Raw genomic sequence first — 25039 nt, 5'->3', positions numbered from 1 at the left:
GTCAGGCGGCCAGCGCGGTGTCGCCCCGGCCTGCGGCGACCAGGGCGGCCAGGTACTCGGCGTCGCGCGCGATGCCGGAGAATCGCCCCGATCCCCACGTGTGCAGCCAGGGCAGGCCAAGGAAGTACAGGCCGGCGTGCGCGGTCACGCCGCGTTCGTGGCCTGGATAACCGCGGCCGTTGAACACCGGCACGTCGAGCCAGCTGAAATCCGGTCGGAAGCCGATGCACCAGATGATCGAACCAATGCCGGCTGCCCGGGGATCGAGTTCGGTGCGCTCGGCCGGCGGCGTCCACACGGGCTCATAGACGCTCGGCGGCGGCGCCTCGATGCCTCGCTCCGCGATGAACTTGTCGATGCTCGCGTTAATGCGGTTGTATGTCGCATCGGCATCGTCCAGGTTGCGACGCAGGTCCGGCGCAAAACGCAGTTGGCCGTCGAGGTAGTCGTCGAGCACGCCGTAGAGTTCCATGCCCTCGGTGGCAAACCTGCGCAGATCGATATCGCGCCCGCCGTCGCGGCCGGTGACATAGTGATTGGTGTTGTCGCGCACGCCCTCGCGCAGCGGATGCTCGGTGACCGGCAGGTCGTAGTACTTCATGTCCGCAAGCCAGTCCACGACGTCCCGCCCGCGATAGAAGCGCCCGCAACGCGGCGCCTCGCCGACGGCCAGATACACCTTGCGGCCGGCCAGGTGCAGGTCTTCGGCAATCTGCGCGCCCGACTGGCCCGAGCCGACCACGAGCACGGCACCCTCGGGCAGCGACCCGGGATTCCTGTATTCGGACGATTGCAACTGCCGGATCGACGCCGGCAGGCGCTCGGCCATGCGCGGGACGATCGGCGTGTGATAACCGCCCGAGGCCACCACCACCTGGTCCGCGGTGAATGCACCCTGGCTCGTCATCACGGAAAATCCCCCCTGCGCGCGCGCCCTCACTTGCCGCACCTCGGTATGTTCGAGCATGGGCGCGCCGACCGCCCGGATAAAGCCATCTAGATAGGCGGTGATCTCATCCTTCTTCATGAAGCCGTGCGGATCGTCACCCTGGTAGGGATAGCCTGGCAGTGCGCATTGCCAGTTCGGCGTCACCAGGCAGAACGCATCCCAGCGTTGCGTGCGCCAGGTATGCGTGACGGAGTGCTTCTCGATGACGAGATGATCGATGCCGGCCTGCTTCAGGAAGTAGCTCATCGATAGTCCGGCCTGGCCGCCGCCGACAATGATGACGCCGTGGTGCCTGGGATCCGCGGCCTGGCCCGGATTGGTGTTGATGAAGTGAGACATGTTGAATCCTTTGAGGCGAGGAATTTGCAAATCGGCTAGCTGCCAAAGCCGAGAAACCGGACGGTGGCTTCGTTCTGGCCCTGGAACCGCAGCGCGGCGACCTCCAGGATGCGGAGTTGGTCCATTGCGGAGGAGCAGGCGTAGCCATACGTGGCCCGCACCCGCTCGGAAGCGGCGCCCAGCGCGGTACGCGCGCGCTCGACAAACTCCTCCAGGGGATACGCCGTCCCGGCGACAAAGTGCTCCGTGACGATGGAGGACGGGGAATAGCAGGCCATCTCGGTCTGGTCAGGCCAGCGGATGCGGAAGTGGGTAACCGGCATGGCAGTTCTCAGGTTGGGGAATCAATCGGCGTGGCCAGGCGCGTCGGCAGGATGAACCCCGCCTCGCGGAAATCCCACAACGTGGCCCGCTCGCAGGCATACGTAAGCGTGGCGACGCACGAATCGTCGATGGCGCCGATCTGTGCGCAGGCGATGCCGCGATCGAGGAAGCGGCGCTCGATCGCCGGCGCATCGTCGTCATCGACGGCCAGCAGGAAGCCATAGCTGGGGAACGCCGTCAGCCATCGCTCCAGTGGCACGCCATCGGGCCGGGGAATGCGCTCCAGCGCGATTCTGGCGCCCACCCCGGAGCATTCGAGCAGCATTAGCGCGGTGCCCAGCGCACCCGCCATGCTGATGTCCTTGGCTGCGGCACAAAGGCCGTCTTCGGCCAGCACGGGCAAGAGTTCGAGATCCGCGCGCAGTCGTTCGCCCGGCGCGCCCGTCGAGGCGTTCCAGAACGGGTACGGCTCCGCGAACGCACCGCGCAGGTCCACCGCCATCAACAGGAGCTGGCCGGGACGCGCCGCGAAGCTCGACAGCAGCTTGCGCGCCCGGCCAACGATCGCCACGGCAAGCTGGCTTTGTTCGCTGCGCGCATTGCTGTGGCCGCCGACGATCGGCACGCCATAGGCGGCAGACGCCGCGGCCATGCCCTTGAGCACCTCGGCGGCATCATCAGCGCCGTGACTCCATAGCGCATCGACCACGGCCGTTGGCCTGCCGCCCATCGCATAGATATCGCTGACGTTCGCCATGACCGCGCTGTAGCCGGCGAACCACGGCATGGTACGGATGAAATCGCTGACCAGTCCTTCGATGGCGAACAGCAGGTAGCCGTCGCCATCCCGCCATGCCGCGCAGTCGTCGCCTACGTCCACGGCCATGGCCGCGTTGCGTCCGGCGGCCGCTGCGCCAAGCAGCGGCAGCATGGCCGGGATATCGGTCTTATGCGCAAAACCGCGGCTGCTGCGCAGGGTGTGTACGAGATCGTCGAGGCTCATCGCACGGCCCTGCCTTCGGTAATCAGGCCCGCGTGCGGGGTATGGCAAGGCGGGTAATGGTTCAGGTCTGCCTGCATCAGGTGGTGAGGCCGCCCGAGCAGCGTCTCCTCTGCCAGGACGTGCCAGTGCAAGCGCCTGAACAAGGGCACGTTCTGGCTCTGCACGTGCGCAAGGAAGCGCTGGCAGCCGATTGCGTGGGCGCTGCTCACCGCCAGGCGGATCAGCGTCGCGCCGATCTTGCCCTGGCTTCGGTATGCCGCATCCACCGCAAGCCGCGAGCCGAACCATACGCCCGGCTCGCTTTCGTGGATGCGGACGGTGCCGACCACGGTGCCAGGAAGGCCCGGCAACGCCGGCTCGAACCGCACCGCCACCAGCAATTGCGCCACGTCGTCCACCGCGTCCCGGTCGTCCCCCGCGAAGATGCCCTGCTCCTCGCAGAACACAGCCTGGCGCAGGCGGTAGGCCTGCTCCGACTCCCAGGCGTACTCCGCCCAGCGGATGCGGAACATCGGGATGCCTGGCACCTCGACGCAGAGATCGCTTTTCATGATGGCGCTCCGTCCGTCGCCGGTGCCGCTTCGCGCTCGTAGGTGGCCAGCGACGAGCACGCGCCGCACTTGCCGCAACCCGCCTTGATATCGGACGAGCGCATGCCGGCGGCGCTCAACATGGCGCCAAGCGGCTGCAGGATCGACTCCATGAAGGCCGGCGAGGGAGCCGGGTGGTCCTCCAGCGGCGTACCGGAGATCGGCACGAAAGGCACCACGAACGGATACACCCCGAGTTCGATCAGCTCGCGCGAGATCGACAGGATGGCCTCTGCGGTGTCGCCGAGTCCCGCGAGGATGTACGTGCTGACCTGGCCCCTGCCGAACACGGCAACGGCGGCCTTGAAAGCTTCCATGTAGCGGCTCAGCGGCACCGACGCCTTGCCCGGCATGATGCGCTCGCGCAGCGCCGGCGTGACGACCTCGAGGTGCATGCCGAGCGTGTCGATGCCGGCCGCCTTCATGCGCTCAAACCAGCGGTCGTCGTCGGGCGGCTCGCACTGCGCCTGGATCGGCAGGTCGACCGCCGCCTTGATGGCGAAGGCGCTCTCGCAAAGGACAGCCGCGCCCCGGTCCGGCGTCGGCGGCGTGCCGGTGGTCAGCACCATATGCCTGACGCCGTCGAGCAGCACCGCGGCACGCGCCACTTCGGCCAGTTGCTCCGGCGTCTTGCGCGCGATCGTGCGGCCCGCCGCCAGCGACTGGCCGATCGCGCAGAACTTGCAGGTCTTCCTGCGGCTCTCGTAGCGGATGCAGGTCTGCAGCACGGTGGTGGCCAGCACATCGGCGCCATGCAGCGTGGCGATATGCGAGTACGGGATGCCCTCCAGCGTCTGCAGCGCATGGAAACGCGGCGCCTTCGGAAAGCTGATGCTGGCAATCGGGATGGTGCCGCGCATCAGCGCGCTGCGCCCCGTTCCGTCGGGCGCCTGCGCCACGAACGGCGAGTGCCACGCCGTGCTCGTATGCACCGGCACCATGATGGTTACGCCATCGATGGTGACTGCCTTGTGGTCGGACGGACCCGCCCCGCCGCGGCGGCTGGCCGCGCCGGCATTCGGGTCTTCCAGGCGCAGCCCGACGGACTGCAGCTCAGTCATCAATTGCCGGCTCGAAGCCGGCACGGTCGCGCTGGATGTCATCGCGGATGCTCCCATGGAAGTTGGAGAAGGCGCCTGCCATCGGCACTGCCGTCAGCGCCGGCCGCTCGTTGATGGCCAGGCTGAGCAGTTCCGGGCGCGCGTAGTGGCCCACCGAATCCATCATTCGCTTGCGCTTGGTGATGAGCGACATGTCGAGGTCGGCGACGACCATGCCCTCACCCTCGCGCAACGGGGGCGCCAGGTGCTGGCCCTCCGGCGAGATGATTGCGGTGTTGCAGCCGCCGCGCAGCGCCTTTTGCAGCGCGGGATCGGTGGTCACGGAGGCAATCTGGTCCTCGGTCAGCCAGCCGGTGGCGTTGACGACGAAGCAGCCGGATTCCAGCGCGTGATGCCGGATAGTGACTTCGATCTGCTCGGCAAAGACCGGCCCGACCAGCGAGCCCGGGAACTGGCTGCAGTGGATTTCCTCGTGCTGGGTCATCAGCGCATAGCGGGCCAGCGGGTTGTAGTGCTCCCAGCACGCCAGTGCGCCGACGCGGCCAATCGCGGTGTCCGCGACCTTCAGGCCGGCCGCATCGCCCTGCCCCCAGATCATCCGCTCGTGGAAGGTGGGCGTGATCTTGCGGCGCTTCACCGCGAGGTTGCCCTCGGTGTCGAAGATAAGCTGGGTGTTGTACAGGCTGCCGTGGTCGCGCTCGTTCACGCCAAGCACCACGACCATGCCGTGCCGGCGTGCGCGCCCGCCGACGGCATCGGTGACCGGGCCGGGCACCACCACGGCCTGCTCATATAGCCGCATGTGGTCGCTGCCGGACTGCACCGGCGGCCGTACGAAGGAGAAGTACGGGTAGTACGGCACGAAGGTCTCCGGGAAGACGATCAGCTGCACGCCTTTCCCGGCGGCCTCGTCGATCGCCTCGCAGACCCTGGCCAGCGTGCCTTCGCCGCTCTCGAGGTCGGGCGCGATCTGGACCGCGGCCGCGCGCACAATGCGTTTCTGTGACATGGTGGCACCTGCCCTTTCGCTCAGACCGTCCAGGTGTCGATGATCAGCGCGTTCTCCTTGCGGTGCAGCAGCTTGAGGTCGAGCACATCGAGCGGATTGATCGGGCGGATACCCTCGATCAGCGAGGCCTCGCCGTGGCCGTACAGGGCCTGCAGGGCGAAGCGGCAGGCGTAGACCTTGCCGCCCTCTTCCATGAACTTGGTGAGCTGCTTGTTGAAGTTCATATGGCCGGGGAATGCCTCGTCGCCAAGCGTCGGGAAGCCGCGCTGAACGCCAAGGTTGACGCCGGGGCCGTACAGCAGGATCGAAGTCTCGAAGCCCTTGCGCAGCAGCCGCGTGGCCTGCAGCATGTTGACGAAGCCGATCGAGCCTTCGAAGGCGACGGTGTGGAAGGTCACCAGCGCCTTCTCGCCCGCTTCGGCCTTTACGTCCTCGAATACCTTCTCTTCATAGTCGACCAGGAAATCGCCCTTCTTGTGGGCTGGTTTACTGACAGCAGGCATGTTTCTCTCCGTTGCATTGATGGGCAGTGTGGTCGATCGATCCCTTGCCGATCGACCGTTCGGCGCCGGGCCGAACACGCCAGGATCAGCAACCGATATGCCACTCAATGCCCGCAGTCATGCGATCAATCTCCAATCAAGTCGAAGCCGGCCAAATGATCGGCCCAATGATCGCAACGGCGTTGACCATGGATGCCACCAGAGGTGCACAGCGCACGCCATGCCGGCTTCGCCACAATGCACGTTTTTGAACGGGAACCAGCCGCCTGGTGCGCACGCGTGGTGCATCCGCGCTGATATCGCACCATCATTGAGAACCTCTGATGCAATCGCTTGAGCGGCTTGGTGGGCGATCATTCGGGTGCTACCCTCAGGGCACTGAATGCCATCGCATCGCGCAGCGGGAGACCACGGTGTCCAACCTGACCAGCCATTGGGTAAAACGTATCGCCGGCAGTGCCAAGCCGGCCTATCTGCTGATTCCAGACCTGATCGAGGAGGCACTGGCCGACGGCCAGCTGCGCGCGCGCGACCGGCTGCCGCCGCTGCGCGACCTGGCCGAAGCGCTGCAACTGAACTACACCACCGTGGCGCGCGGCTACAGTGAAGCGAGGAAGCGGGGATTGATCGACACCAAGACAGGAAGTGGCACTTACGTGCGCGGACGTGCGCCCGCGATGCCGCTGCGCGGCGGCACGGGTGCGGAGATGACCATGAACATGCCGCCGGAGCCGCCCGCGATGACAGCGCGGCTTCGTGCCACCATGGCGCAACTGCTGGAGGCTGCCGATCCCTACACGCTGCTGCGCTACCAGGACTTCGGCGGAACCCCGGCCGACCGCTCGGTCGCCACGACATGGCTGCGCCGCCGGGTGCCGGCGTGCAGCGCGGACACCGTGCTGGTCACGCCCGGCATCCACAGCGCGCTGGTCGCACTGCTGTCGCAGCTCGCGCGCCCGGCGCAGACCATCTGTGCCGACACGCTGGCCTACCCCGGCATCAAGGCGATCGCCGCGCAGCTCAATATCCAGCTACAGGCGCTGCCCGGCGACGAAGATGGCCCGTTCGCCCACGCCTTCGAGGCCATGTGCAAGGCACAGAAGCCAGCGGCGCTCTATTGCAACCCGACCATCCAGAACCCGAGCACGCGCACCATGCCGCAGGCACGCCGCGAGCAGCTCGCCGAAGTCGCGCTGCGCTACAGCGTGCCGATCATCGAGGACGATGCCTACGGCATGCTGCCGCTGCGGGCACCGCAGACGTTTGCCGCGCTCGCCCCGGAACTCACGTATTACGTCACCGGCTTGTCCAAATGCCTGGGCGCCGGGCTGCGGATCGCATTCCTGCACGCCCCCACGGCCCGACAGGCGCAGCGCCTGGCGGGCACCCTGCGGGCAACGACGGTGATGGCGAGCCCCATCAATACCCTGCTCGCTACCGCATGGATCAAGGACGGAATGGTGGACGACATGCTTAAGGCCATCCGCGCCGAAAGCGCGGCGCGGCAGCTGATTGCGCGCCATGTGCTCGAGGGCCTGGCCTATGACGCGGACCCGGAAGGCTTTCACCTGTGGCTGCCGATCCCGTCGGCTTCCGCGTGGAGCCCGTCGGAACTGGCGCTGCACCTGCGCTCGCGCGGCATCGGCGCGGTATCGGCCGCCGCCTTCTCCACCGACGGCAACCCGCCCGATGCGCTTCGTGTCTGCCTGGGCGGCCCGGGCGAGCGTGACGAGATCGAGGAGTCGCTGCGGATCATCGCGGAGACGCTCGACAATCCGCATCACTTGCATTCCGCGATGCTGTAGTCGGACACACGGTCCTTGCCGCCGGCAGGAACGAAGCCGGAGGCTATGCGCGATCGGCGGTGCGCCGGCGTGCCTGGCGATTACGCTCGCTCCCGCCGTAGCACCTGGCCGGGCCGCGCGCCGGTGGTCTTGCCATCGCGCCACACGACGCTGCCGTTGACAAGCACGGTATCGATGCCTATGGCCGGCGCAATCGGCCTGGCAAATGACGCTCCCTCGCCAACGGTTTCGGGATCGAGAACGGTCAGGTCTGCGAAGGCCCCCTCCCGCACAACACCGCGGTCGGCGAGCCTGAAATTCCTGGCAGTCAGTCCGGTCATCTTATGGATCGCGGTCTCAAGCGAAAACAGGCCCAGCGACCGGCCGTAGTGGCCAAGCACACGTGGGAAGCTACCCCAAAGACGCGGATGCGGAGATTCGTCGTGGGGCAAGCCGTCCGAGCCGATCATTGTCTGGTCGAAGGCCAGTATGCGCTGCACATCCCGGTCGTCCATCATGTAGTAGATCGCACCGGCGGGGGACAGCCGGTCGACTACCTCTTCCAGTGTGCCACCGAGTTCGGCCATGATGTCGGCCAGATCCTTGCCGGCATACTGGGGCATGGGCTTTGACCAAGTCACGGTCGCCCGGGTCGCATTACGTGCGCGATGCGCGGACAGAATGGTGGACGACGCCGGATAAGGATAGCAGTCGAGGCAAACCTCCTGCTTTTCCATGTGTTCAGCAATGAACTTCAGCGTTTCTGCGGAGCGACCATAATTATTGACGCCGACCAGCTTATGATGCGAGATGACGACCGGTACACCGACTTCGCGACCGATGCGGAAGGTCTCCGTCAGTGATTGAATGATGTGGTCGCCCTCGTTGCGCATATGCGTGCAATAGACTCCGCCGTGCTCGCGTAGCGGCTCGCATATTTCAATGACTTCTTCCGTTGGCGCCGCGATCGAAGGTTCGTAGAACAGCCCGGTTGACACGCCAATCGCGCCGGCGCGCATGGCTTCATCGACCAGCGCGCGCATGGCTGCGATTTCGTCCGGATTTGCCGGCAGGGAAAGATCATTCATCGTCGCGACCCGCAATGTCGTATGGCCGACCAGCATGGCGCAATTCGTTGCAGCGGGCTGAGCGCGCAACGCTTCCAGATACTCCGCAAAGTGCTCGAACTGAAACCACGCCCCGCTATCGTCGAGCAAATTGAGCGGCGGAGTGACCGGATCGGGAATCTGCCGCGGCATCGGCGCCAGCGAAACGCCGCAATTGCCGCCGATCACGGTAGTGATCCCCTGGCTGACCTTGGGAGCCATGTCCCCACCAGAGAGCAGCAAGCGGTCGTCATGCGTGTGCGCATCGATAAAACCAGGCGCCACCACCAGGCCAGCCGCATCGATTTCCGTGGTTGCGCTGGCGCCCCGCAAATCGCCGATGCGCACGATACGGTCAGCTTTGATACCCACCTCGCCTGCATAACGTGGCGCTCCCGTTCCGTCGACAATCGAGGCATTGCGGATCATGACATCGTAACGCTCACTCATCGGGTACTCCCTGGTATCGTGTTCATCAATTGCTCCGGAAGCCTGGCTGTGTGGTGATGCATCGCGTCGCGGGACCAGTGACGCAACGGATGCATGCCAATCGTGGTCGCAGACCATCGGCATGGCAGTCAGAGCAGAGCGCCGCGCGCCGCAATCGGCCATAGCGCTTCGACCCTGCCATCGCGTATGCAGACCAGCGAATCATAAAGATTGACAGTGGGATCGCAATGACCGGGAATGAGCATCAGCTTTTCTCCCAGCTCCAATGAAGCGGGACTGGGGGTAGCAATTACGCCATGTTCGTCTGATGCCTTCAGGTATTTCAGATCGCTGCGTTTCCACACTAGTGGCATGCCGGAATCGACACTGGAGGCCTTCAGGCCTGCATCCACGATAGCCCTCTCGCCGGTGGCCCTGCTCATCACCGAAGTCAGGACAAAGAGCGCATGCTCGAAGGGAATGTCGTCCGGACCACGCGTATTCTCACCGTAATCGCGATCCATGAAGACATAGGAGCCGCACTGAAGCTCGTTATAGACACCGGAGTCGCGTTCGAGGAGGAAGGTGCCGGTGCCTGCGCCAGCGATAATCTCGACTGGAATGCCACGTGCCTCGATGATTTTCTTTGTCCACAGCGCCAGTTCAGCGGCATCGCGAATTGCGGCAGTACGCTCCTGCGGCGTGCGCAGATGCTGGGCCGGCCCGTGATAGCATTGCAGCCCGGCAAAGCGCAGCGGCGAGGAGACAATCAATTCTGCGAGATGCGCTGCTTCTTCACCTGGAGCGATGCCGCAGCGATGGGCGCCGACGTCGATTTCGATATAGACATCCACACTCTTCCCGGATGCTTGTGCGGCGGCCGCCAGGGCCTGTATCTGCGAGGCATGATCGACCAGAACCCCAATGCGGGCGGAGCCGGCAAGTTCCATCAGGTGGTGGATTTTCGCGGCACCGACGATCTCGTTGCTAATGAGGATGTCGGTGACGCCGGCCTGGACAAACACGGCAGCCTCGCTGACCTTCTGGCAGCAAATACCCACAGCGCCCAATGCGATCTGCCGCAAGGCGATCTCCGGACACTTGTGGCTCTTGGCGTGGGCACGCAGACGCACGTTTCGGCCGCGCAATGCGTCAGCCATTCGCTTCAGATTACGCTCGAATGCATCCAGGTCGAGCACGAGCGCGGGTGTATCGATGGCAACGGCGGGGTCGCCGACTTGGGCTGCTTTCCAGGGACTCATGGGGATTTCCTTTAATCGATCCTGGCACCGGAGAATTTCACGATCCCGGCCCACTTGGCTGTCTCGCGGCGGGAGAGGTCCAGGAACTCCTCAGGCGTGCTGGGCGCGATTTCCGCCCCCAGCAGTTTGAATCGCTCCCGCACGGCGGGGCTCGCCAGCGCGATGCGAATTTCGCGGTTGAGGCGGGTAACGATGTCTTTGGGCATGTGGGCCGGGCCGACGATGCCTCCCCACGCCGACACCTCGAACCCGGGCACGGATTCCGCGATCGCAGGAACGTCCGGATATGCAGGCAGACGCTGCGCCGAGGAGACGCCAAGCGCCCGCGCCTTGCCCGCCTTGGCCATCGGTCCGGAAACCGGCGTGTTGATCATCATGAGTTGTATGCCACCGCCGATCAGGTCCGTGACGGCCGAAGTCGCCGCGCGATAGGGCACATGCAGCATCTTGACGCCGGTCATCGCCTTGAAGAGTTCGACGCCCAGATGCGCCGTGGTGCCGTTGCCATCCGATCCAAAGGCCAGCTTGCCCGGATTCTTTTTCGCATAGGCAATCAGTTCGGGAATGGTCCTGACGGGCACACTGTCATTGACGATCATCATGTTGGACAGGCGCAGCGTGTTCGCGATCAGCGTCAGGTCTTTCTCGACGTCGTATGGCACCGACGGCAGCAACGACTTGTTGGTCGCCAGCGAGACGATATTGCCGTAAGCCAGCGTGTAGCCGTCGGGCGCGGACTTCACCAGTTCCATCGTGCCGATCACGTAGGAACCGCCAGGCTTGTTGTCAATCACGATGGACACGCCCAATTGCTGCGCCAGCTGTGGAGCGAGGGCCCGCATCAACGCATCCGGCGCACCGCCGGGGGCCGACGGCACAATCAGCCTGATCGGTTTGTCCGGATAAGCCGCGAATGCGGAAGCCGGCAACGCGGCACACAGCGCTAACACAAGCTTCACCAAAAAACGTCGGAAACTCATTGGGCCATCTCCAGTCTGTGATTCGCGTTTTCGAGTCATTCCATCAGCCCCAGGCAGAGCGCAGCCGCCCTCGAGCCTGCAACGCCTGCGCCGGACACGCGCCAGCGCGCATCGAAGTCCCATGGCTACGGTTTGCGTTCTAGACAAAATATACAGAACTGGATAGAATGTCAACCGAAGCAGGAAGTACGGAACAACTCGCGCCAGCGCCTTGCCCCAGCGCAAGTCGCACCCGGAGGCCAATATGGCTTGCGGCCTGCAGACCGCGGCCCCACGTCGCCAGTTGCTCACTGCGGACACTCAGATCACGCCCCAATAGGAAAGAGGCCCTTACGCATGGATCCGGTAATCCTGGTCGTGGCACTGGGAGCCATTGTTGCTGGCTTCGTACAAGGGCTTTCGGGCTTCGCCTTTGGTCTCACTGCAATGTCGTTCTGGGCGTGGTCGCTGGATCCCAGGCTGGCCGCGTCAATGGCGGTTTTTGGGGCGCTGACCGGGCAGATCATTGCCGTGGTAACCATGCGCCGAGGATTCAAGCTGGGCAGGCTATTGCCTTTCCTGATCGGCGGCCTGGCTGGCATACCCGTTGGCGTCGCGATTCTCCCGGCGCTCGACCTTCAACTCTTCAAGGCCTTCCTCGGTACGTTCCTGGTGCTGTGGTGCCCGACGATGCTTGCCGTACGAAACCTGCCGAAGATCACGGCGGGCGGGAGGTTGGCCGACGGGATCGTGGGCGGCATCGGCGGGATCATGGGTGGCATCGGCGGCTTCACCGGCACGATTCCCACACTGTGGTGCTCGCTGCGGGGATTCGACAAGGATGAACAGCGTGCGATCATTCAGAACTTCAATCTCGCCTTGCTGCTTGTGACCATGGCCATCTACGTGGAAAAGGGAATCGTGACACGTGCCACGCTGCCGATGCTCGCAATCGTCGGCCCGGCGATGCTGATTCCCACTATCCTGGGCGCCCGGTTGTATGTTGGGATTTCGGAAGCGACCTTCCGCAAGATTGTGTTGAGCCTGCTCGCGGCATCCGGGGTCGCGTTGCTGACATCGTCAGTCCCGCATTTGCTTCAGCGTTTGGCGTAGGGCTTCTGTCGCACCAACAGCGAGGCCGTGGAATTCGCGTGCCGGGATTGGTGCCAAGCGAACCTGCAGGCTAACAGTGTCTCGGTCCGCCTCTACCCTATTTCCGATGACGGACTGAACGAAGAACTCGGGTCGAGACAGCACTTCGTCGCACGGATGATGTGAGGCCATATGCTCGATGTAACGCTCATAGTCCGAAATGAATAGCGCCGAAAGGATGTCACGCCGCAGGCCAGTCAAACGGCTACATGCCGGCGCCTGCAGTGCCAGGCCCGGACTGGATCGCGGCCAGTTTGACGTACAACGTGCTCCGCGAAATTCCCAGTGTCCGGGCGGCCATGGACATATTGCCGTGGGAATTCGCGATCGCATCGAGTATCGCTTGTCTTTCCATTTCCTCAAGACGACCGCGCGGGACAGGCGTTGGCGTCGAGGTGGAAACAGAAACTGCGTCCTCTGGCGTCTGCGCGATGCCCGGGGGTAACAGAGACGCGTCGATGATGTGGCCTTCGCTGAGCGCGAACATCACCTCGAAGACATTGTGCAGTTCACGTATGTTGCCCGGCCAGCGATAGCGCAGCAGCGCCTGCCACACGGCGGGTTCAAGCTGCTTGGGCGCACAGCCATACTTGCACGCCAGTTTGCCGTTGAGATGCGCAATGATTGCCTCGATATCGCCGGGCCGGTCGCGCAGCGGCGGCAGCACCAGGCTGACAACGCAAAGACGGTGGTACAGGTCTTCGCGAAAGCGCCCGGCTGCGATCTCTTTCTGCAGATCACGGTTAGTGGCCGCGACAACGCGCACCGCGACGCGCCGCTCGCGGGTATCGCCCAGGCGCACCACAACGCCGTCCTGCAGCACGCGCAACAGGTGGGGCTGCATGTCCAGCGGCATCTCGCCGACCTCGTCCAGGAACAACGTACCGCCGTCGGCCTGCTCGAACTTGCCCGGAAGACCACCGCGGCGGGCACCCGTAAAAGCGCCGTCGGTATAACCGAAGAGTTCGCTGGCTAGCAGCTCACGGGTAAAGGCGCCGCAGTTGACGGCAACGAAAGGACCGTCGGGGCGGTTACCCGCCCGATGCAGCGCACGGGCAAAGAGTTCCTTCCCGGCGCCGGTCTCGCCAAGGAGCAGTACCGGCAGATCGAGAGGAGCGATACGGCGCGCGCGCGCCTTGATCGCCTCCAGCACGTCGCTTGCCCCAATGATCTCGTGGAATGCATCGTTGCCTGCCACTGTCGCCGTGACAGTGGCCGTGGGCAGCGATACAGCGGTTCGGTTCTGGCGCGCCCCGAGCGGGATCACCAGCACCGTACCCAGCATACCGTCATGGTCCTTCACCGGGTGCAGCCATTCGGCGCGCAGCCAGCCCTGCCGTTGGCAGGACCGATCCATCTCGGACAGTGCGAGGTTGAGTCCCGGCACCTGGCTGCCAATTTCCGAGGGCAGCCGCACGTCATAGCTCTCCCGCGCCGCCTGCGCGTTGCCGTTGGTACGGACAATGCGCCCACGGCTGTCGACGAGCACAACGTAGTCGCTCGCGTAACGGATGAAATGATCGATGGCTCGGGTCAGCAGCCGCTCATGCAGGGCAACGTCGCGGCGGGCCAGTTCGCTTTCGATCTGCCTGGCTGCGGTCACCACCAGGCCCAGGGTGTGGCCATGGAACGTTTCCTTGACGCCGGAAACATCCACGACGCCCAGCAGGGTGCGGCTAAAGGGGTCAAGAATGGGCGCCGCGGCGCAGGTCCAGCGCTTGACGTCCAGGCAGAAATGCTCGTCTGCATGGATCTGAACCGGAGTGGCGGTGGCGATCGCGGTGCCGATGGCATTGGTGCCGATGACATCCTCATTCCAGCAGCCGCCGGTGGCCAGGTTGATCCCCTCGCCAACGCTGCGGGCCCTGGTCTCGCCGTTGAGGTGGAGAACGGTGCCGCCCGGGTCGCAGAGCATGATGAGGGTCCCGCATTCGCGCAGGATATCGCGCAGGCTCTCGAGTGCCGGACGCGCGGCATCGCAGAGCTCCCGGTTCTGCCGCTGCAACTGGCGGACACGTTCGGCGGCCGCCCCCGGCGCGGAGTGCCTGGCGGGGTCAACGGCCTCGGAACGGCACCGCTGCCACGACGCCAGGACGACGCTGCGCACACCCGCCACGTCCAGGGGCTGGTCCTGCACAAAACGCTCCCAGGCGGAGGCCACGACGGGTTCGTCGCCTGCGCGGGGGATCAGGGTGCCGCAACGAGAAAACGGCATGGGGCGATCGCTCTCAATTGACTGGAGTAACCGTATCCGCGTGCCCACACCAAGTCAATAAATCTCTTTTCAAATCAATAATTTGTGCTTTGCAGCAAACCGCCCGAAGGTGTCCGGTTTCCGGTCATTGCAGCCGCAGGTGTCCGGAAACCGGACAGTCGCGACAAGCGCGGCAGCAGTAGCCGCGAGCCGCCTGACAACCTTGAACGCGGCAGCCAGCACATCGCTTGCCCGGAATTTCCATACATCGATCTGGTCACTGCGGCTCTCGCCGTATAAGCACCACATACAGAAGTGCTCGCAATTATTGGAAATCAGGCGATAGCGATCCTCGCCGATGCGGGAGTAGGCGCGTTGGACCACTTCCACACCAACGAACCTGGCGCCGGGGCTTTGCCGGAACCAGACCGGATGCCCATGCGCGAACTCCGCGAGCGTGACCTCGTCCACCGGGCCGCGACGCAGCGACCGCGACAGACCCGCGTAATGCACGACCTTGCCGGCCCCCGCGTAGACGCCATGATGCGTGTACCAAAGCCGATCGGTGACGAGATGGGTGCCGATTGCCAGGTCCATGCCGGCAACCGCTTCGATGATCAGGCGCCCTGACCCCACTGAGTTCTTCATGAGCTTCACCACGTTCCGCTGCCATTCGCGTGAAACCAGCGCATAGCGCGTGCCAGCGCCTGGCGCGCTCCGCGTCGGACAACCATCAGGTCTCCAGCGGCCAAATCCCGGGGCTTGCCTGATGCCAATCGCATCGGTCGCTGTCCGGAAAGCGTCCGGATCCCGGACACCGCCGCACAGGGCGTCGGGAATCCGGACAGCGGCGGCAGGCGCCCCGCGGCCTGTGATGTGGCCAGGGAATACCGGCAACTCGTTGATTTCCATCGCGTTGCGGGGCTGCCTCCTGGTGCCGGCCAGGCATGGCACAAGCCTTGCCATGGATGGGTTGTGGGAAATCCCACCATGACTACATCAATGACAGGAGGCAGTATGCAATCGCAGTCCACCGTACAGGTGATGGGCATCGATGCCGGCGGCACGATGACCGACACATTCTTCGTGCGCTCCGATGGCCGCTTCGTGGTCGGCAAGGCGCAGAGCAATCCCGGCGACGAATCCCTTGCCATCTTCAACTCTTCCGAAGACGCCCTTGCCCACTGGGACCGGACCGTTGACGACGTCTATCCGGAGTTGGTGACCTGCGTCTACTCCGGGACGGCCATGCTCAATCGCATTCTCATGCGCAAGGGCCTCGACGTTGGCCTCATCTGCAACCGCGGCTTCGAGCAGATCCATTCGATGGGCCGTGCGCTGCAGAGCTACCTGGGCTATGCGCTGGAGGACCGCATTCACCTGAACACCCACCGCTACGACGAGCCGCTGGTGCCCGTCTCGCGCACGCGGGGCGTCACCGAGCGTACCGACGTGCAGGGGAAGGTCGTCATCCCCCTGCGGGAAGACGAGGTTCGCCAGGCTACCCGGGAACTGGTGGAGGCCGGCTCGCAAGCCATCGTCATTTGCCTGCTGCAATCCCACAAGAATGAATCGAGCGAGCAACGCGCCCGTGATGTGGTAAGGGAAGAACTGCAAAAGCTGAAGGTGGATATCCCCGTCTTCGCCTCGGTGGACTATTACCCGTCGCGCAAGGAAAGCCACCGCATGAATACCACCATCCTTGAGGCCTATGGCGCAGAGCCTTCGCGCCAGACCTTGAAGAAGGTGAGCGACCGGTTCAAGAAGCACGGCGCCAGGTTCGACCTGCGGGTGATGGCCACGCACGGCGGCACCATCAGCTGGAAGGCCAAGGAACTCGCACGCACGATCGTTTCCGGTCCCATCGGCGGCGTCATCGGCTCCAGGCTGCTGGGCGAGTACCTGGGCGACGAGAACATCGCCTGCTCCGACATCGGCGGCACCAGCTTCGACGTGGCCCTGATCACCAAGGGCAATTTCGCCATCAAGTCCGACCCCGACATGGCCCGCCTGGTGCTCTCCCTGCCGCTGGTGGCGATGGATTCGGTCGGCGCCGGCGCCGGCAGCTTCGTGCGCCTCGACCCCTACAGCAAGTCGATCAAGCTCGGCCCCGACAGCGCCGGCTACCGCGTCGGCACCTGCTGGCCGGAAAGCGGGCTCGATACGGTGTCCGTCTCCGACTGCCACGTCGTGCTCGGCTACCTGAACCCGGACAATTTCCTGGGCGGTGCCATCAAGCTCGACGTGCAGCGTGCGCGCGACCACATCAAGGCGCAGATCGCCGACCCGCTCGGCCTGTCGGTCGAGGATGCCGCCGCCGGCGTCATCGAGCTGCTCGATCTCACCCTCTCCGAGTACCTGCGCGCCAACATCAGTGCCAAGGGCTACAACCCGGCGGAATTCACCTGCTTCTCCTACGGCGGCGCCGGCCCGGTGCACACCTACGGCTACACCGGGGGCGTCGGCTTCAAGGATGTCGTCGTGCCCGCCTGGGCGGCCGGTTTCTCGGCCTTCGGCTGCGCCTGCGCCGACTTCGAGTACCGCTACGACAAGTCAGTGGACCTTGGTGTGGCCCAGCACGCCCCCGACGCCAACAAGGAAGGCGCCTGCCAGAGCCTGCAGGAAGCCTGGTCTGAACTGGCCGTCAAGGTCATCGACGAATTCGTCCTCAACGGCTACAAGCCCGAGGACGTGCTGCTGATCCCCGGCTACAAGATGCAGTACATGGGCCAGCTGAATGACCTCGAAATCGTCTCGCCGGTGACCAGCGCCGCCACCGCGGCCGACTGGGACCAGATCGTCGAGGCCTTCGAGAACACCTACGGCCGCGTCTACGCGAGCTCCGCCCGCTCGCCGGAACTGGGCTTCTCGATCACCGGCGCCATCCTGCGCGGCACCGTCGTGACCCAGAAGCCGGTGCTGCCCGAAGACACGGACGCCGGCCCGACGCCGCCCAAAATGGCCTATCTCGGCACCCGTCCCTTCTACCGCCACAAGAGGTGGGTGGACGCCGCACTCTGGAAGATGGAAGCCCTCAAGGCCGGCAACCACATCGTGGGTCCCGCCATCATCGAATCCGACGCCACGACCTTCGTCGTGCCCGACGGCTTCGAAACCACGATCGACAAGCACCGCCTGTTCCATCTCAAGGAAGTGAAGTAAGGAGACCCGCCATGAATATGATGAGCAATAAAGAAATCGGCTTCGCCGACCTGCTGCAGAACGGCCAGACGCTCAAGCAGCACCGCGACGGCATCATCGAGCGCACCAAGGCCACCGGCCACTACAACGGCCTCGAGAAGCTGGAATTCCGTGACAGCGACCCGATCGGCTACGAGAAGCTGTTCTCCAAGCTGCGCGGCGGCCTGGTCCATGCCCGTGAAACCGCCAAGAAGATTGCCGCCAGCCCGATCGTCGAGCAGGAAGGCGAACTCTGCTTCACGCTCTACAACGCTGTGGGCGACTGCGTGCTGACCTCCACCGGCATCATCATCCACGTCGGCACCATGGGCGCCGCAATCAAGTACATGATCGAGAACCAGTGGGAACTCAACCCCGGCATCAATCCGGGGGACATGTTCACCAACAACGACTGCGCCATCGGCAACGTGCACCCCTGCGATATCGCCACCATCGTGCCGATCTTCTGGGAGGGCCGCCTGATCGGCTGGGTGGGCGGCGTCACTCACGTCATCGACACCGGGTCGGTGACGCCGGGTTCCATGTCCACCGGGCAGACCCAGCGCTTCGGCGACGGCTACATGATCACCTGCCGCAAGACCGGCGTGAACGACGAACCGCTGCGCGACTGGCTGCACGAGTCCCAGCGCTCAGTGCGCACGCCCAAGTACTGGATTCTCGACGAAAAGACCCGCATCGCCGGCTGCCACATGATCCGCGACCTGGTGGAGGAGGTGATTCGTGCCGACGGCATCGAGGCTTACGAGCAATTCACCTACGAGGTCATCGAAGAAGGCCGCCGCGGACTGCAGAGCCGTATCAAGGCCATGACCCTGCCGGGCAAGTACCGCAAGGTCTCCTTTGTCGACGTGCCGTACAAGCACGAGGATGTGCAAGTCTCCAACGCCTTCGCCAAGCTCGACTCCATCATGCACTCGCCGGTGGAGATGACCATCAAGCCGGACGGCAAGTGGCGCCTCGACTTCGAAGGCGCAAGCCGCTGGGGCTGGCATACCTTCAACGCCCACCAGGTGGCGTTTACTTCCGGCATCTGGGTGATGATGTGCCAGACCCTGGTGCCCACCCAGCGCATCAACGACGGCGCTTACTTTGCCACCGAATTCCGCCTGCCAAAGGGAACCTGGTGCAACCCGGATGACCGCCGCACCGGCCACGCCTACGCCTGGCACTTCCTGGTTTCCGGCTGGGCGGCCCTGTGGCGCGGTCTTTCACAATCCTATTTCAGCCGCGGCTATCTGGAAGAGGTCAATGCCGGTAACGCCAACACCTCCAACTGGCTGCAAGGTGGCGGCATCAATCAGGATGGCGAGATCCACGCGGTCAACAGCTTCGAGGCCAGCTCCTGCGGTACGGGTGCCTGCGCCGTCAAGGACGGCCTCAACCACGCCGCAGCCATCTGGAACCCGGAAGGCGACATGGGCGACATCGAGATCTGGGAGATGGCCGAGCCACTGCTCTACCTTGGCCGGAACGTCAAGGCCAACTCCGGCGGGTATGGCAAGTACCGTGGCGGTTGCGGCTTCGAGACGCTGCGCATGGTGTGGAACGCCCAGGACTGGACCATGTTCTTCATGGGCAACGGCTTCATGAACAGCGACTGGGGCATGATGGGCGGCTATCCCTCAGCCACCGGCTACCGCTTCGAGGCCCACAAGACGGGGCTTGACCAGCGTATCGCCATCGGCGACTCCCTGCCCCTGGGCGGCGACATCGATCCGGGCAACCCGGACTTCGAGCGCCACATCGATGCCACCGCCGTGGTCAAGCGTGACAAGCAGTGCATCACCACCGAGGACTGCTACGCCAACCACGACCTGTACCTCAACTACCTGCGCGGCGGCCCGGGCTTTGGTGACCCGATCGACCGGGATCCGAAAGCCATCGAGGCGGACCTCAACCAGAAATTCCTGCTGCCGGAATATGCGCAGAAGGTCTATGGCGCCGTCTTCACCCGGGACGCCAGGGGCGTGTTCACCGTGGATGCAGCCAAGACCCAGGCCCGTCGCGCCGAGATTCGCAAGGAGCGCCTCGCCCGAGCCCTGCCGACGCGCGAATGGATGAAGGAAGAGCGCGAACGCATCCTCAACAAGCACGCTTCCCTCCAGGTGCAACACATGTTCGCCACCAGCTTCGGCCTGTCGGAGAAGTTCACGCGGGAATTCAAGGCATTCTGGAATCTCCCCGCGGACTGGCAGTTGCTGGAGGAAGAACTGGGCGTGCCGTCCTACGGTGCCAAGCACCGCATGGACCTCTCCCTGCTGCCCGACGTCACCACCGTCGTCCAGGTCGAAGAGTAATCACCGAATCAAGGAGCTGAACAATGTCTGCCTATACCAATGAACAGGTCGCCCACCTCGTCGAGGGCTCCCTGGACTGGGAAACCACCTTCCGCATGCTCTCGATGCCCAAGGATGACAGCCGGTTCCAGCAGTACCTGGCGGCCCTGCAGGCCAAGGTAAGCTTTCCGGACCGCATCGTGCTGCCGCTCGGCCCGCATATGCATATCGTGCAATCGGCCAGCACCATGAAGTGGGTGGTCAAGTGCGATTGCGGCCACGAGTTCTGCGACTACCGCGAGAACTGGAAACTGCATGCCTCGATCTACGTGCGCGACACCGAGGAGGCGATGACGGAGGTCTATCCCAGGCTCATGGCCCCCGACACCCAGTGGCAGGTATATCGCGAGTATTACTGCCCGGCGTGCGGCACCATGCACGACGTCGAGGCGCCCACCCCGTGGTATCCGGTGATCCACGACTTCGAGCCGGACATCGAGGCCTTCTATAAGGAATGGGTGCACCTGCCGGTTCCGGAGCGCGCCCCGGACTGATCGTAGCGTGAAACGCGGGGGCAGGCACTGCCTGTCCCCTGCAGACAACGACAAAAACGGGAGGCAGCATGAACCCCAACCTTGCGCAAATGCTCGTCCGCACGGCCCGCGCCTATCCCGATCAGCCAGCGCTCTATCTCGGCACCGAGCCGCTATTTACCTTCCGGCAACTCGCCGACCGCGTGGCACGCTGCGCCTGCGGCCTGCGTGACTGGCTCGGGCTGCATGCCGGGGACCAGGTCGCGTTGGTCATGAAGAACTGCCCACAGTATGTCGAGCTTCTGTACGGCATCTGGCACGCGGGCTTGTGTGCCGTACCGATCAACGCCAGGCTGCATCCGCGCGAAATCCAGGGCATCCTGCAGGACAGCGGCGCCCGCCTCAGCTTCGCCGCCGACGCCGAGGCAGTGTCTGGCGCCCGGACCATCGTGGTCGGTTCCACCGACTACCATGCCCTGTTTGCGGCACACGGCATGCCGGTTACCGATGTGTCCGAAGACGCCCTCGCCTGGCTGTTCTACACCAGCGGCACGACCGGCAAGCCCAAAGGGGTCATGCTCTCGCACCGCAATCTAGGCGCCATGTCCCGCGCCTATGCCAGCGCGGTCACCCGCATCCTTCCAGGCGACAGCCTGATTCATGCGGCGCCAATGTCCCATGGGTCGGGACTCTACGTGGTCCCCCACCTTGCCGAAGGTGCGAGTCAGGTGATTCCACCTTCAGGCGGCTTCGACGCCGCCGAACTGGCGGGCCTGATCGCCACGCACCAGCGCCCGAGCTTTTTCGCCGCGCCGACCATGCTCAAGCGCCTGGTCGAATACGCACGCCGGACCCGGGCCGACCTCGCCAATCTCAAGCTCGTGGTCTGCGGCGGTGCGCCCCTCTATGTGGAGGACGAGGTCGCCGCAATCGAATGCCTGGGCCCCCGCATCGCGCAGATCTACGGCCAGGGCGAAAGCCCGATGACCATCACCGCCCATTCGTCCCACGAGATCGGCCGCGCCTACGCCGACGGCAACCTCAAGGCGCTGGCTTCGGTCGGGCGTACCCTGCCCGGCGTGGAGATTCGTATCGCCGACGCCGAGGACCGTGCGCTCCCGGCGGGGGCAATCGGTGAAGTCCTGGTGCGCGGGCCCACGGTGATGCAAGGCTATTGGAATAATCCGGAGGCCAGTGCCGCGACGCTGCGCAATGGCTGGCTGCATACCGGCGATGTCGGGTGCCTGGACGAGCAGGGGCAGCTCACGCTGAAGGACCGCAGCAAGGACACGATTATCAGCGGTGGCTCCAACATCTACCCGCGTGAGGTGGAGGACGCCCTGCTCGCCCATGCCGCTGTGGCTGAAGTCTCCGTGCTCGGTCGCAGCCATCCCGTCTGGGGCGAAGAAGTGGTGGCCGTCGTCGTGCTGAAGGCCGGGATGCGGATGACCCAGTCCGAACTGGATCAGTGGTGCCTGCAACGGATCGCCAGATTCAAGCGGCCGAAAGCCTATCTGTTCGTCAATGCATTGCCGAGGAACAGCAACGGCAAGGTACTCAAGACGGCGCTACGCGAACTGCTGGCCCAAGGTGGCGAACCGGCGAATGCCAGGACCTGGCGCTGGCAGCTTGCATAAAGCGCGCTAGACGTGCTAGCAGCCCCGCTACGTTCAACGCGCAAAGCGCCATGGCCGGCCAGTCGTGCTCGGCCCCGATGCCGAGCAGGAACGTCGCCGAGACTTACAACTCTGTCATCAAGCAGCAATGCATCGGTTGGCATCGGATACCTAGACTGCTTTGCACGGCGCGACGATCCGCACGCCGCACGACTCAACTGGAGAATGTCATGTTGCCTACCCGCCGAATCCTCACTACCGCCCTGCTGCTCACGGTACTTGCGTCCGCCGCGCCCTTTGCCTCAGCGGCTGTCGATCCCTCCAACGGGCCCAACGGGGCGATCGCCGACCAGGTCCACCGCCAGCGCGACCCCTTCACGGACGGCGCCAACAATGGCGCGCGCGACCCTTACCTCGATGGCGCTCACCTGCCTGCCCAAGCCTGAGTCACTGGCCCAGGTCCGCGCGGGCCGGAAAGATCAGCCGGAAGCAGGTCACTTGCCCCGGTGTCGATTCCGCCTGTGCGGTGCCATGGTGCAGATCCATGATGGTCCTGACGATGGCGAGCCCGATGCCTGACGACTCGCCGGAGTTGGCCCGTGCAGGGTCCGCACGGAAAAACCGGTCGAACAGCTTCGGCAGATCCTCTGCCGCAATGCCCGGGCCCGGGTTCGACACCTCGATCCGCACCTGCGCGCCCGCCTCGCGCGCCCACAGGCGCACCTGCGAACCGGTGGGCGCGTACCGGACCGCATTGGAGATCAGGTTGCCGACGGCGCGCCGCAGCAGCGTGGGATCCGCATGGACCTGGCCCCGCGCATCGACGAGAATGGTGATCCCGCGGGCGTCCGCCAGCAGTTCGAAGTAGTCCGCCTGCCGCTCCAGCTCGGTGGCGAGGTCCAGCTCGGCGTAGCGCACCGCCACGCGCGCGTTGTCGGCGCGGGCCAGGAACAGCATGTTCTCGATCATCCGCCCAAGGCGTTCGTATTCCTCCACGTTTGATACCAGCAGCGCCTGGTATTCCTCGACCGGACGGTCGCTGCCAAGCGCCACTTGCGTCTGTCCGAGCAGGTTGTTGATCGGCGTGCGGAAGTCATGCGCCAGGTCTGCCGAGAACTGCGACAAGCGCTCGTAGCGCTCGCGCAGCCGCTCGATCATCTGCTGCAACGCCAGCGCCAGCTCATTGAGTTCCACGGGAAGCAGCGACGGATCGACGGGCAGTGCTCCGCTGGTGAACGTCACGGCCCGGGTGCCGGCCGCCATGCGGCGCAGCGGCGCCATGCCGGCACGCAGCGCGGCATAGCCAAGCGCGCCCGCGGCCAGGGCACCGAGGCACGTCGCCATGACCAGCTTCCAGCGATAGGCGCGCAACAGTGCCATGCGCGATGCAGCAATCTGGTAGACCGTGACCTGCACCGGCAGCCCCTGCGCCCCGGCGTGCGCAAGCATCGAAATGCCGCGCACAGGCAGCCCGTCGGCGCGGCTCCATGTGCGGATCGATGCGAGCTCGATCGGCGCCCCTGGCGGCAGCGCCGCAGCTTCGGGCTGCACGCCCGGCTCTGCTCCCGCCGCCACTACCGGCGTGCCGTCGGGCGCGCTGGCGAGCAGGCCGTACTCGGCATTTCCGGCGACCACGCCGCCGAGCTCGCGCCATCGCTCGGCATCGCTCCCTCGCGTCTCGGCCAGTTCGGTGCGGGCGCGGGCGGCCTTGCGCAGGAGCTCCGCGTCGTCCCGCTCGATGATCTGCATGGCCAGCGCGTGATAGAGGTATAGCCCGACCCCGGCAAAGGCGGCCCCCGCAATCAGCGCAAAGGCCAGCGCAAGCCGCGCGGTGAGCGAACCGGCTGACTTCACGGCTGGCGCGTTTCGAGGACGTAGCCAATGCCCCGCACGCTGTGGATCAGCTTCGGTGCGAAATGGTCATCCATCTTGGCGCGCAGCCGCCGGACGGCAACGTCGACCACGTTGGTGTCGCTGTCGAAGTTCATGTCCCACACGTGCGACGCAATCTGGGTGCGGCTCAGCACCTCGCCATGCCGCCGCGCAAGAAAGTGCAGCAGCGCGAATTCGCGCGGCGTCAGGTCGATGCGCTGCCCGCCACGGGTAACGCGGTGGCGAATCAAGTCGACTTCCAGGTCCGCGATCTCGATCCGGTCGGCCTCGCGCGAGGGCCCTCGCCGCAGCAAGGTGCGCACGCGTGCCAGCAACTCCACGAACGCGAACGGCTTGGCCAGGTAGTCGTCGCCGCCAAGCTCCAGGCCGCGCACGCGGTCTTCCAGGTCGTCGCGGGCGGTCAGGAACAAAACCGGCGTGTCCTTGTGCTCGCGCAGCTGCCTGAGCAGGTCCCAGCCGTTCATCCCGGGGAGCATGACGTCGAGGATGACCAGGTCATAGGCATGCTCCATGGCCTGATGCAGCCCATCGGCGCCCGTCACCGCGACATCCACCACGAAGGCCGATTCCGTCAGGCCTTTGCGCAGGTACGCCGCCGTCTTGGGCTCGTCTTCCACCACCAGGATCTTCATTGCCTTGCGCTCCCTGTCGCCGCGGTCTGGATTGCATGCAGTGATCATATGCCCGGCGCACCCTGCGCGGAATGACAAGACTGTAATCGTTCCGACCGCGTTTGATGCCTTGCCGCATTCCAAAGAAAGTGGATTGTGATGCCCGCGCTGCGGCATCCCGCCGCGATCCCTTCATTAATTCGCCGGCAACTGGAAAAGTGCACATTCAATCTCATGCATGCCAT

22 protein-coding genes are annotated in these 25039 nt (G+C 64.7%); 7 read left to right on the top strand and 15 right to left on the bottom strand.

The genetic code is table 11. The features are described 5' to 3' along the window. Position 1 precedes the first annotated feature (1 nt). The 7 genes from ACZ5MJ_RS31885 to ACZ5MJ_RS31855 are packed head-to-tail and all read right to left on the bottom strand — an operon-like array spanning position 2 to position 5778. Positions 2-1288 (bottom strand): MSMEG_0569 family flavin-dependent oxidoreductase, encoded by a 1287-nt coding sequence (locus ACZ5MJ_RS31885; RefSeq protein ID WP_464225077.1) that lies wholly within the window; start codon positions 1286-1288, stop codon positions 2-4. A gap of 35 nt (positions 1289-1323) precedes the next feature. After that, entirely contained in the window at positions 1324-1611 is a 288-nt protein-coding gene (locus ACZ5MJ_RS31880) for an MSMEG_0570 family nitrogen starvation response protein (protein ID WP_464225076.1), read from the bottom strand. A gap of 8 nt (positions 1612-1619) precedes the next feature. Next, entirely contained in the window at positions 1620-2615 is a 996-nt protein-coding gene (locus ACZ5MJ_RS31875; RefSeq protein ID WP_464225075.1) for a sll0787 family AIR synthase-like protein, read from the bottom strand. Further along, on the bottom strand, positions 2612-3166 hold the full coding sequence (locus tag ACZ5MJ_RS31870; protein WP_464225074.1) for an MSMEG_0567/Sll0786 family nitrogen starvation N-acetyltransferase: 555 nt from the start codon (positions 3164-3166) through the stop codon (positions 2612-2614). The genes ACZ5MJ_RS31875 and ACZ5MJ_RS31870 overlap by 4 nt, the downstream gene beginning before the upstream one ends. Beyond that, positions 3163-4266 carry an MSMEG_0568 family radical SAM protein gene (locus ACZ5MJ_RS31865; RefSeq protein ID WP_464226662.1) on the bottom strand — a complete coding sequence of 368 codons (1104 nt, stop codon included), beginning with the start codon at positions 4264-4266 and terminating at the stop codon, positions 3163-3165. The genes ACZ5MJ_RS31870 and ACZ5MJ_RS31865 overlap by 4 nt, the downstream gene beginning before the upstream one ends. After that, positions 4259-5275 (bottom strand): Nit6803 family nitrilase, encoded by a 1017-nt coding sequence (locus ACZ5MJ_RS31860; RefSeq protein ID WP_464225073.1) that lies wholly within the window; start codon positions 5273-5275, stop codon positions 4259-4261. The genes ACZ5MJ_RS31865 and ACZ5MJ_RS31860 overlap by 8 nt, the downstream gene beginning before the upstream one ends. 20 nt (positions 5276-5295) lie before the next feature. Beyond that, a complete protein-coding gene (locus tag ACZ5MJ_RS31855) occupies positions 5296-5778 on the bottom strand; it encodes an MSMEG_0572/Sll0783 family nitrogen starvation response protein (protein WP_022537350.1) in 483 nt (160 codons plus the stop codon). A gap of 413 nt (positions 5779-6191) precedes the next feature. Here ACZ5MJ_RS31855 and ACZ5MJ_RS31850 point away from each other — a divergent pair, with 413 nt between their 5' ends. Beyond that, positions 6192-7583, top strand: a complete 1392-nt coding sequence (locus ACZ5MJ_RS31850; RefSeq protein ID WP_464225072.1) for an aminotransferase-like domain-containing protein — start codon at positions 6192-6194, stop codon at positions 7581-7583. A gap of 80 nt (positions 7584-7663) precedes the next feature. On the opposite strand, the gene ACZ5MJ_RS31845 is transcribed toward ACZ5MJ_RS31850, so the two are convergent. The 3 genes from ACZ5MJ_RS31845 to ACZ5MJ_RS31835 all read right to left on the bottom strand — a co-directional run bounded on the left by ACZ5MJ_RS31845 (position 7664) and on the right by ACZ5MJ_RS31835 (position 11339). After that, a complete protein-coding gene (locus ACZ5MJ_RS31845; protein ID WP_464225071.1) occupies positions 7664-9118 on the bottom strand; it encodes an N-acyl-D-amino-acid deacylase family protein in 1455 nt (484 codons plus the stop codon). Between the two features lie 128 nt (positions 9119-9246). Next, positions 9247-10359 carry a DSD1 family PLP-dependent enzyme gene (locus ACZ5MJ_RS31840; protein WP_464225070.1) on the bottom strand — a complete coding sequence of 371 codons (1113 nt, stop codon included), beginning with the start codon at positions 10357-10359 and terminating at the stop codon, positions 9247-9249. A gap of 11 nt (positions 10360-10370) precedes the next feature. Further along, the gene (locus ACZ5MJ_RS31835; protein ID WP_464225069.1) at positions 10371-11339 is read right to left on the bottom strand and encodes a Bug family tripartite tricarboxylate transporter substrate binding protein; all 969 of its coding nucleotides are present in this window, start codon (positions 11337-11339) and stop codon (positions 10371-10373) included. A gap of 336 nt (positions 11340-11675) precedes the next feature. On the opposite strand from ACZ5MJ_RS31835, the gene ACZ5MJ_RS31830 reads away from it, so the two are divergent. After that, positions 11676-12431 carry a sulfite exporter TauE/SafE family protein gene (locus ACZ5MJ_RS31830; RefSeq protein WP_464225068.1) on the top strand — a complete coding sequence of 252 codons (756 nt, stop codon included), beginning with the start codon at positions 11676-11678 and terminating at the stop codon, positions 12429-12431. On the opposite strand, the gene ACZ5MJ_RS31825 is transcribed toward ACZ5MJ_RS31830, so the two are convergent. The 3 genes from ACZ5MJ_RS31825 to ACZ5MJ_RS31815 form a co-directional block, all read right to left on the bottom strand. Continuing rightward, a complete protein-coding gene (locus ACZ5MJ_RS31825) occupies positions 12399-12602 on the bottom strand; it encodes a hypothetical protein (protein WP_464226661.1) in 204 nt (67 codons plus the stop codon). The two genes, ACZ5MJ_RS31830 and ACZ5MJ_RS31825, sit on opposite strands and share 33 nt — an antisense overlap. A gap of 73 nt (positions 12603-12675) precedes the next feature. Then, on the bottom strand, positions 12676-14685 hold the full coding sequence (locus tag ACZ5MJ_RS31820; protein ID WP_464225067.1) for a sigma-54-dependent Fis family transcriptional regulator: 2010 nt from the start codon (positions 14683-14685) through the stop codon (positions 12676-12678). 69 nt (positions 14686-14754) lie between these two features. After that, positions 14755-15576, bottom strand: a complete 822-nt coding sequence (locus ACZ5MJ_RS31815) for a lecithin retinol acyltransferase family protein (RefSeq protein ID WP_464225066.1) — start codon at positions 15574-15576, stop codon at positions 14755-14757. A gap of 105 nt (positions 15577-15681) precedes the next feature. Here ACZ5MJ_RS31815 and ACZ5MJ_RS31810 point away from each other — a divergent pair, with 105 nt between their 5' ends. The 5 genes from ACZ5MJ_RS31810 (at position 15682) to ACZ5MJ_RS31790 (ending at position 22736) form a co-directional block, all read left to right on the top strand. Next, on the top strand, positions 15682-17826 hold the full coding sequence (locus ACZ5MJ_RS31810) for a hydantoinase/oxoprolinase family protein (protein ID WP_464225065.1): 2145 nt from the start codon (positions 15682-15684) through the stop codon (positions 17824-17826). An 11-nt stretch (positions 17827-17837) separates the two neighbouring features. Beyond that, positions 17838-20162, top strand: coding sequence for a hydantoinase B/oxoprolinase family protein (locus tag ACZ5MJ_RS31805; RefSeq protein WP_464225064.1), 2325 nt, complete (start codon positions 17838-17840; stop codon positions 20160-20162). A gap of 23 nt (positions 20163-20185) precedes the next feature. Next, on the top strand, positions 20186-20695 hold the full coding sequence (locus ACZ5MJ_RS31800; protein ID WP_035824914.1) for an acetone carboxylase subunit gamma: 510 nt from the start codon (positions 20186-20188) through the stop codon (positions 20693-20695). Between the two features lie 68 nt (positions 20696-20763). Then, a complete protein-coding gene (locus ACZ5MJ_RS31795; protein WP_464225063.1) occupies positions 20764-22311 on the top strand; it encodes a class I adenylate-forming enzyme family protein in 1548 nt (515 codons plus the stop codon). A gap of 209 nt (positions 22312-22520) precedes the next feature. Continuing rightward, positions 22521-22736: a hypothetical protein gene (locus tag ACZ5MJ_RS31790; protein WP_464225062.1), complete on the top strand. Its 216-nt coding sequence runs from the start codon at positions 22521-22523 to the stop codon at positions 22734-22736. A gap of 1 nt (position 22737) precedes the next feature. Here ACZ5MJ_RS31790 and ACZ5MJ_RS31785 read toward each other — a convergent pair whose 3' ends face one another. After that, positions 22738-24144 carry a heavy metal sensor histidine kinase gene (locus ACZ5MJ_RS31785; protein ID WP_464225061.1) on the bottom strand — a complete coding sequence of 469 codons (1407 nt, stop codon included), beginning with the start codon at positions 24142-24144 and terminating at the stop codon, positions 22738-22740. Then, positions 24141-24815 carry a heavy metal response regulator transcription factor gene (locus ACZ5MJ_RS31780; RefSeq protein ID WP_464225060.1) on the bottom strand — a complete coding sequence of 225 codons (675 nt, stop codon included), beginning with the start codon at positions 24813-24815 and terminating at the stop codon, positions 24141-24143. Before ACZ5MJ_RS31780 ends, ACZ5MJ_RS31785 begins: the two co-directional genes overlap by 4 nt. Between the last annotated feature and the right edge of the window lie 224 nt (positions 24816-25039).

Source organism: Cupriavidus sp. LA-1 (genome assembly GCF_055385985.1).
The sequence above is the reverse complement of the archived record's forward strand: the minus strand, read 5'-3'. Positions and strand labels throughout refer to the sequence as shown.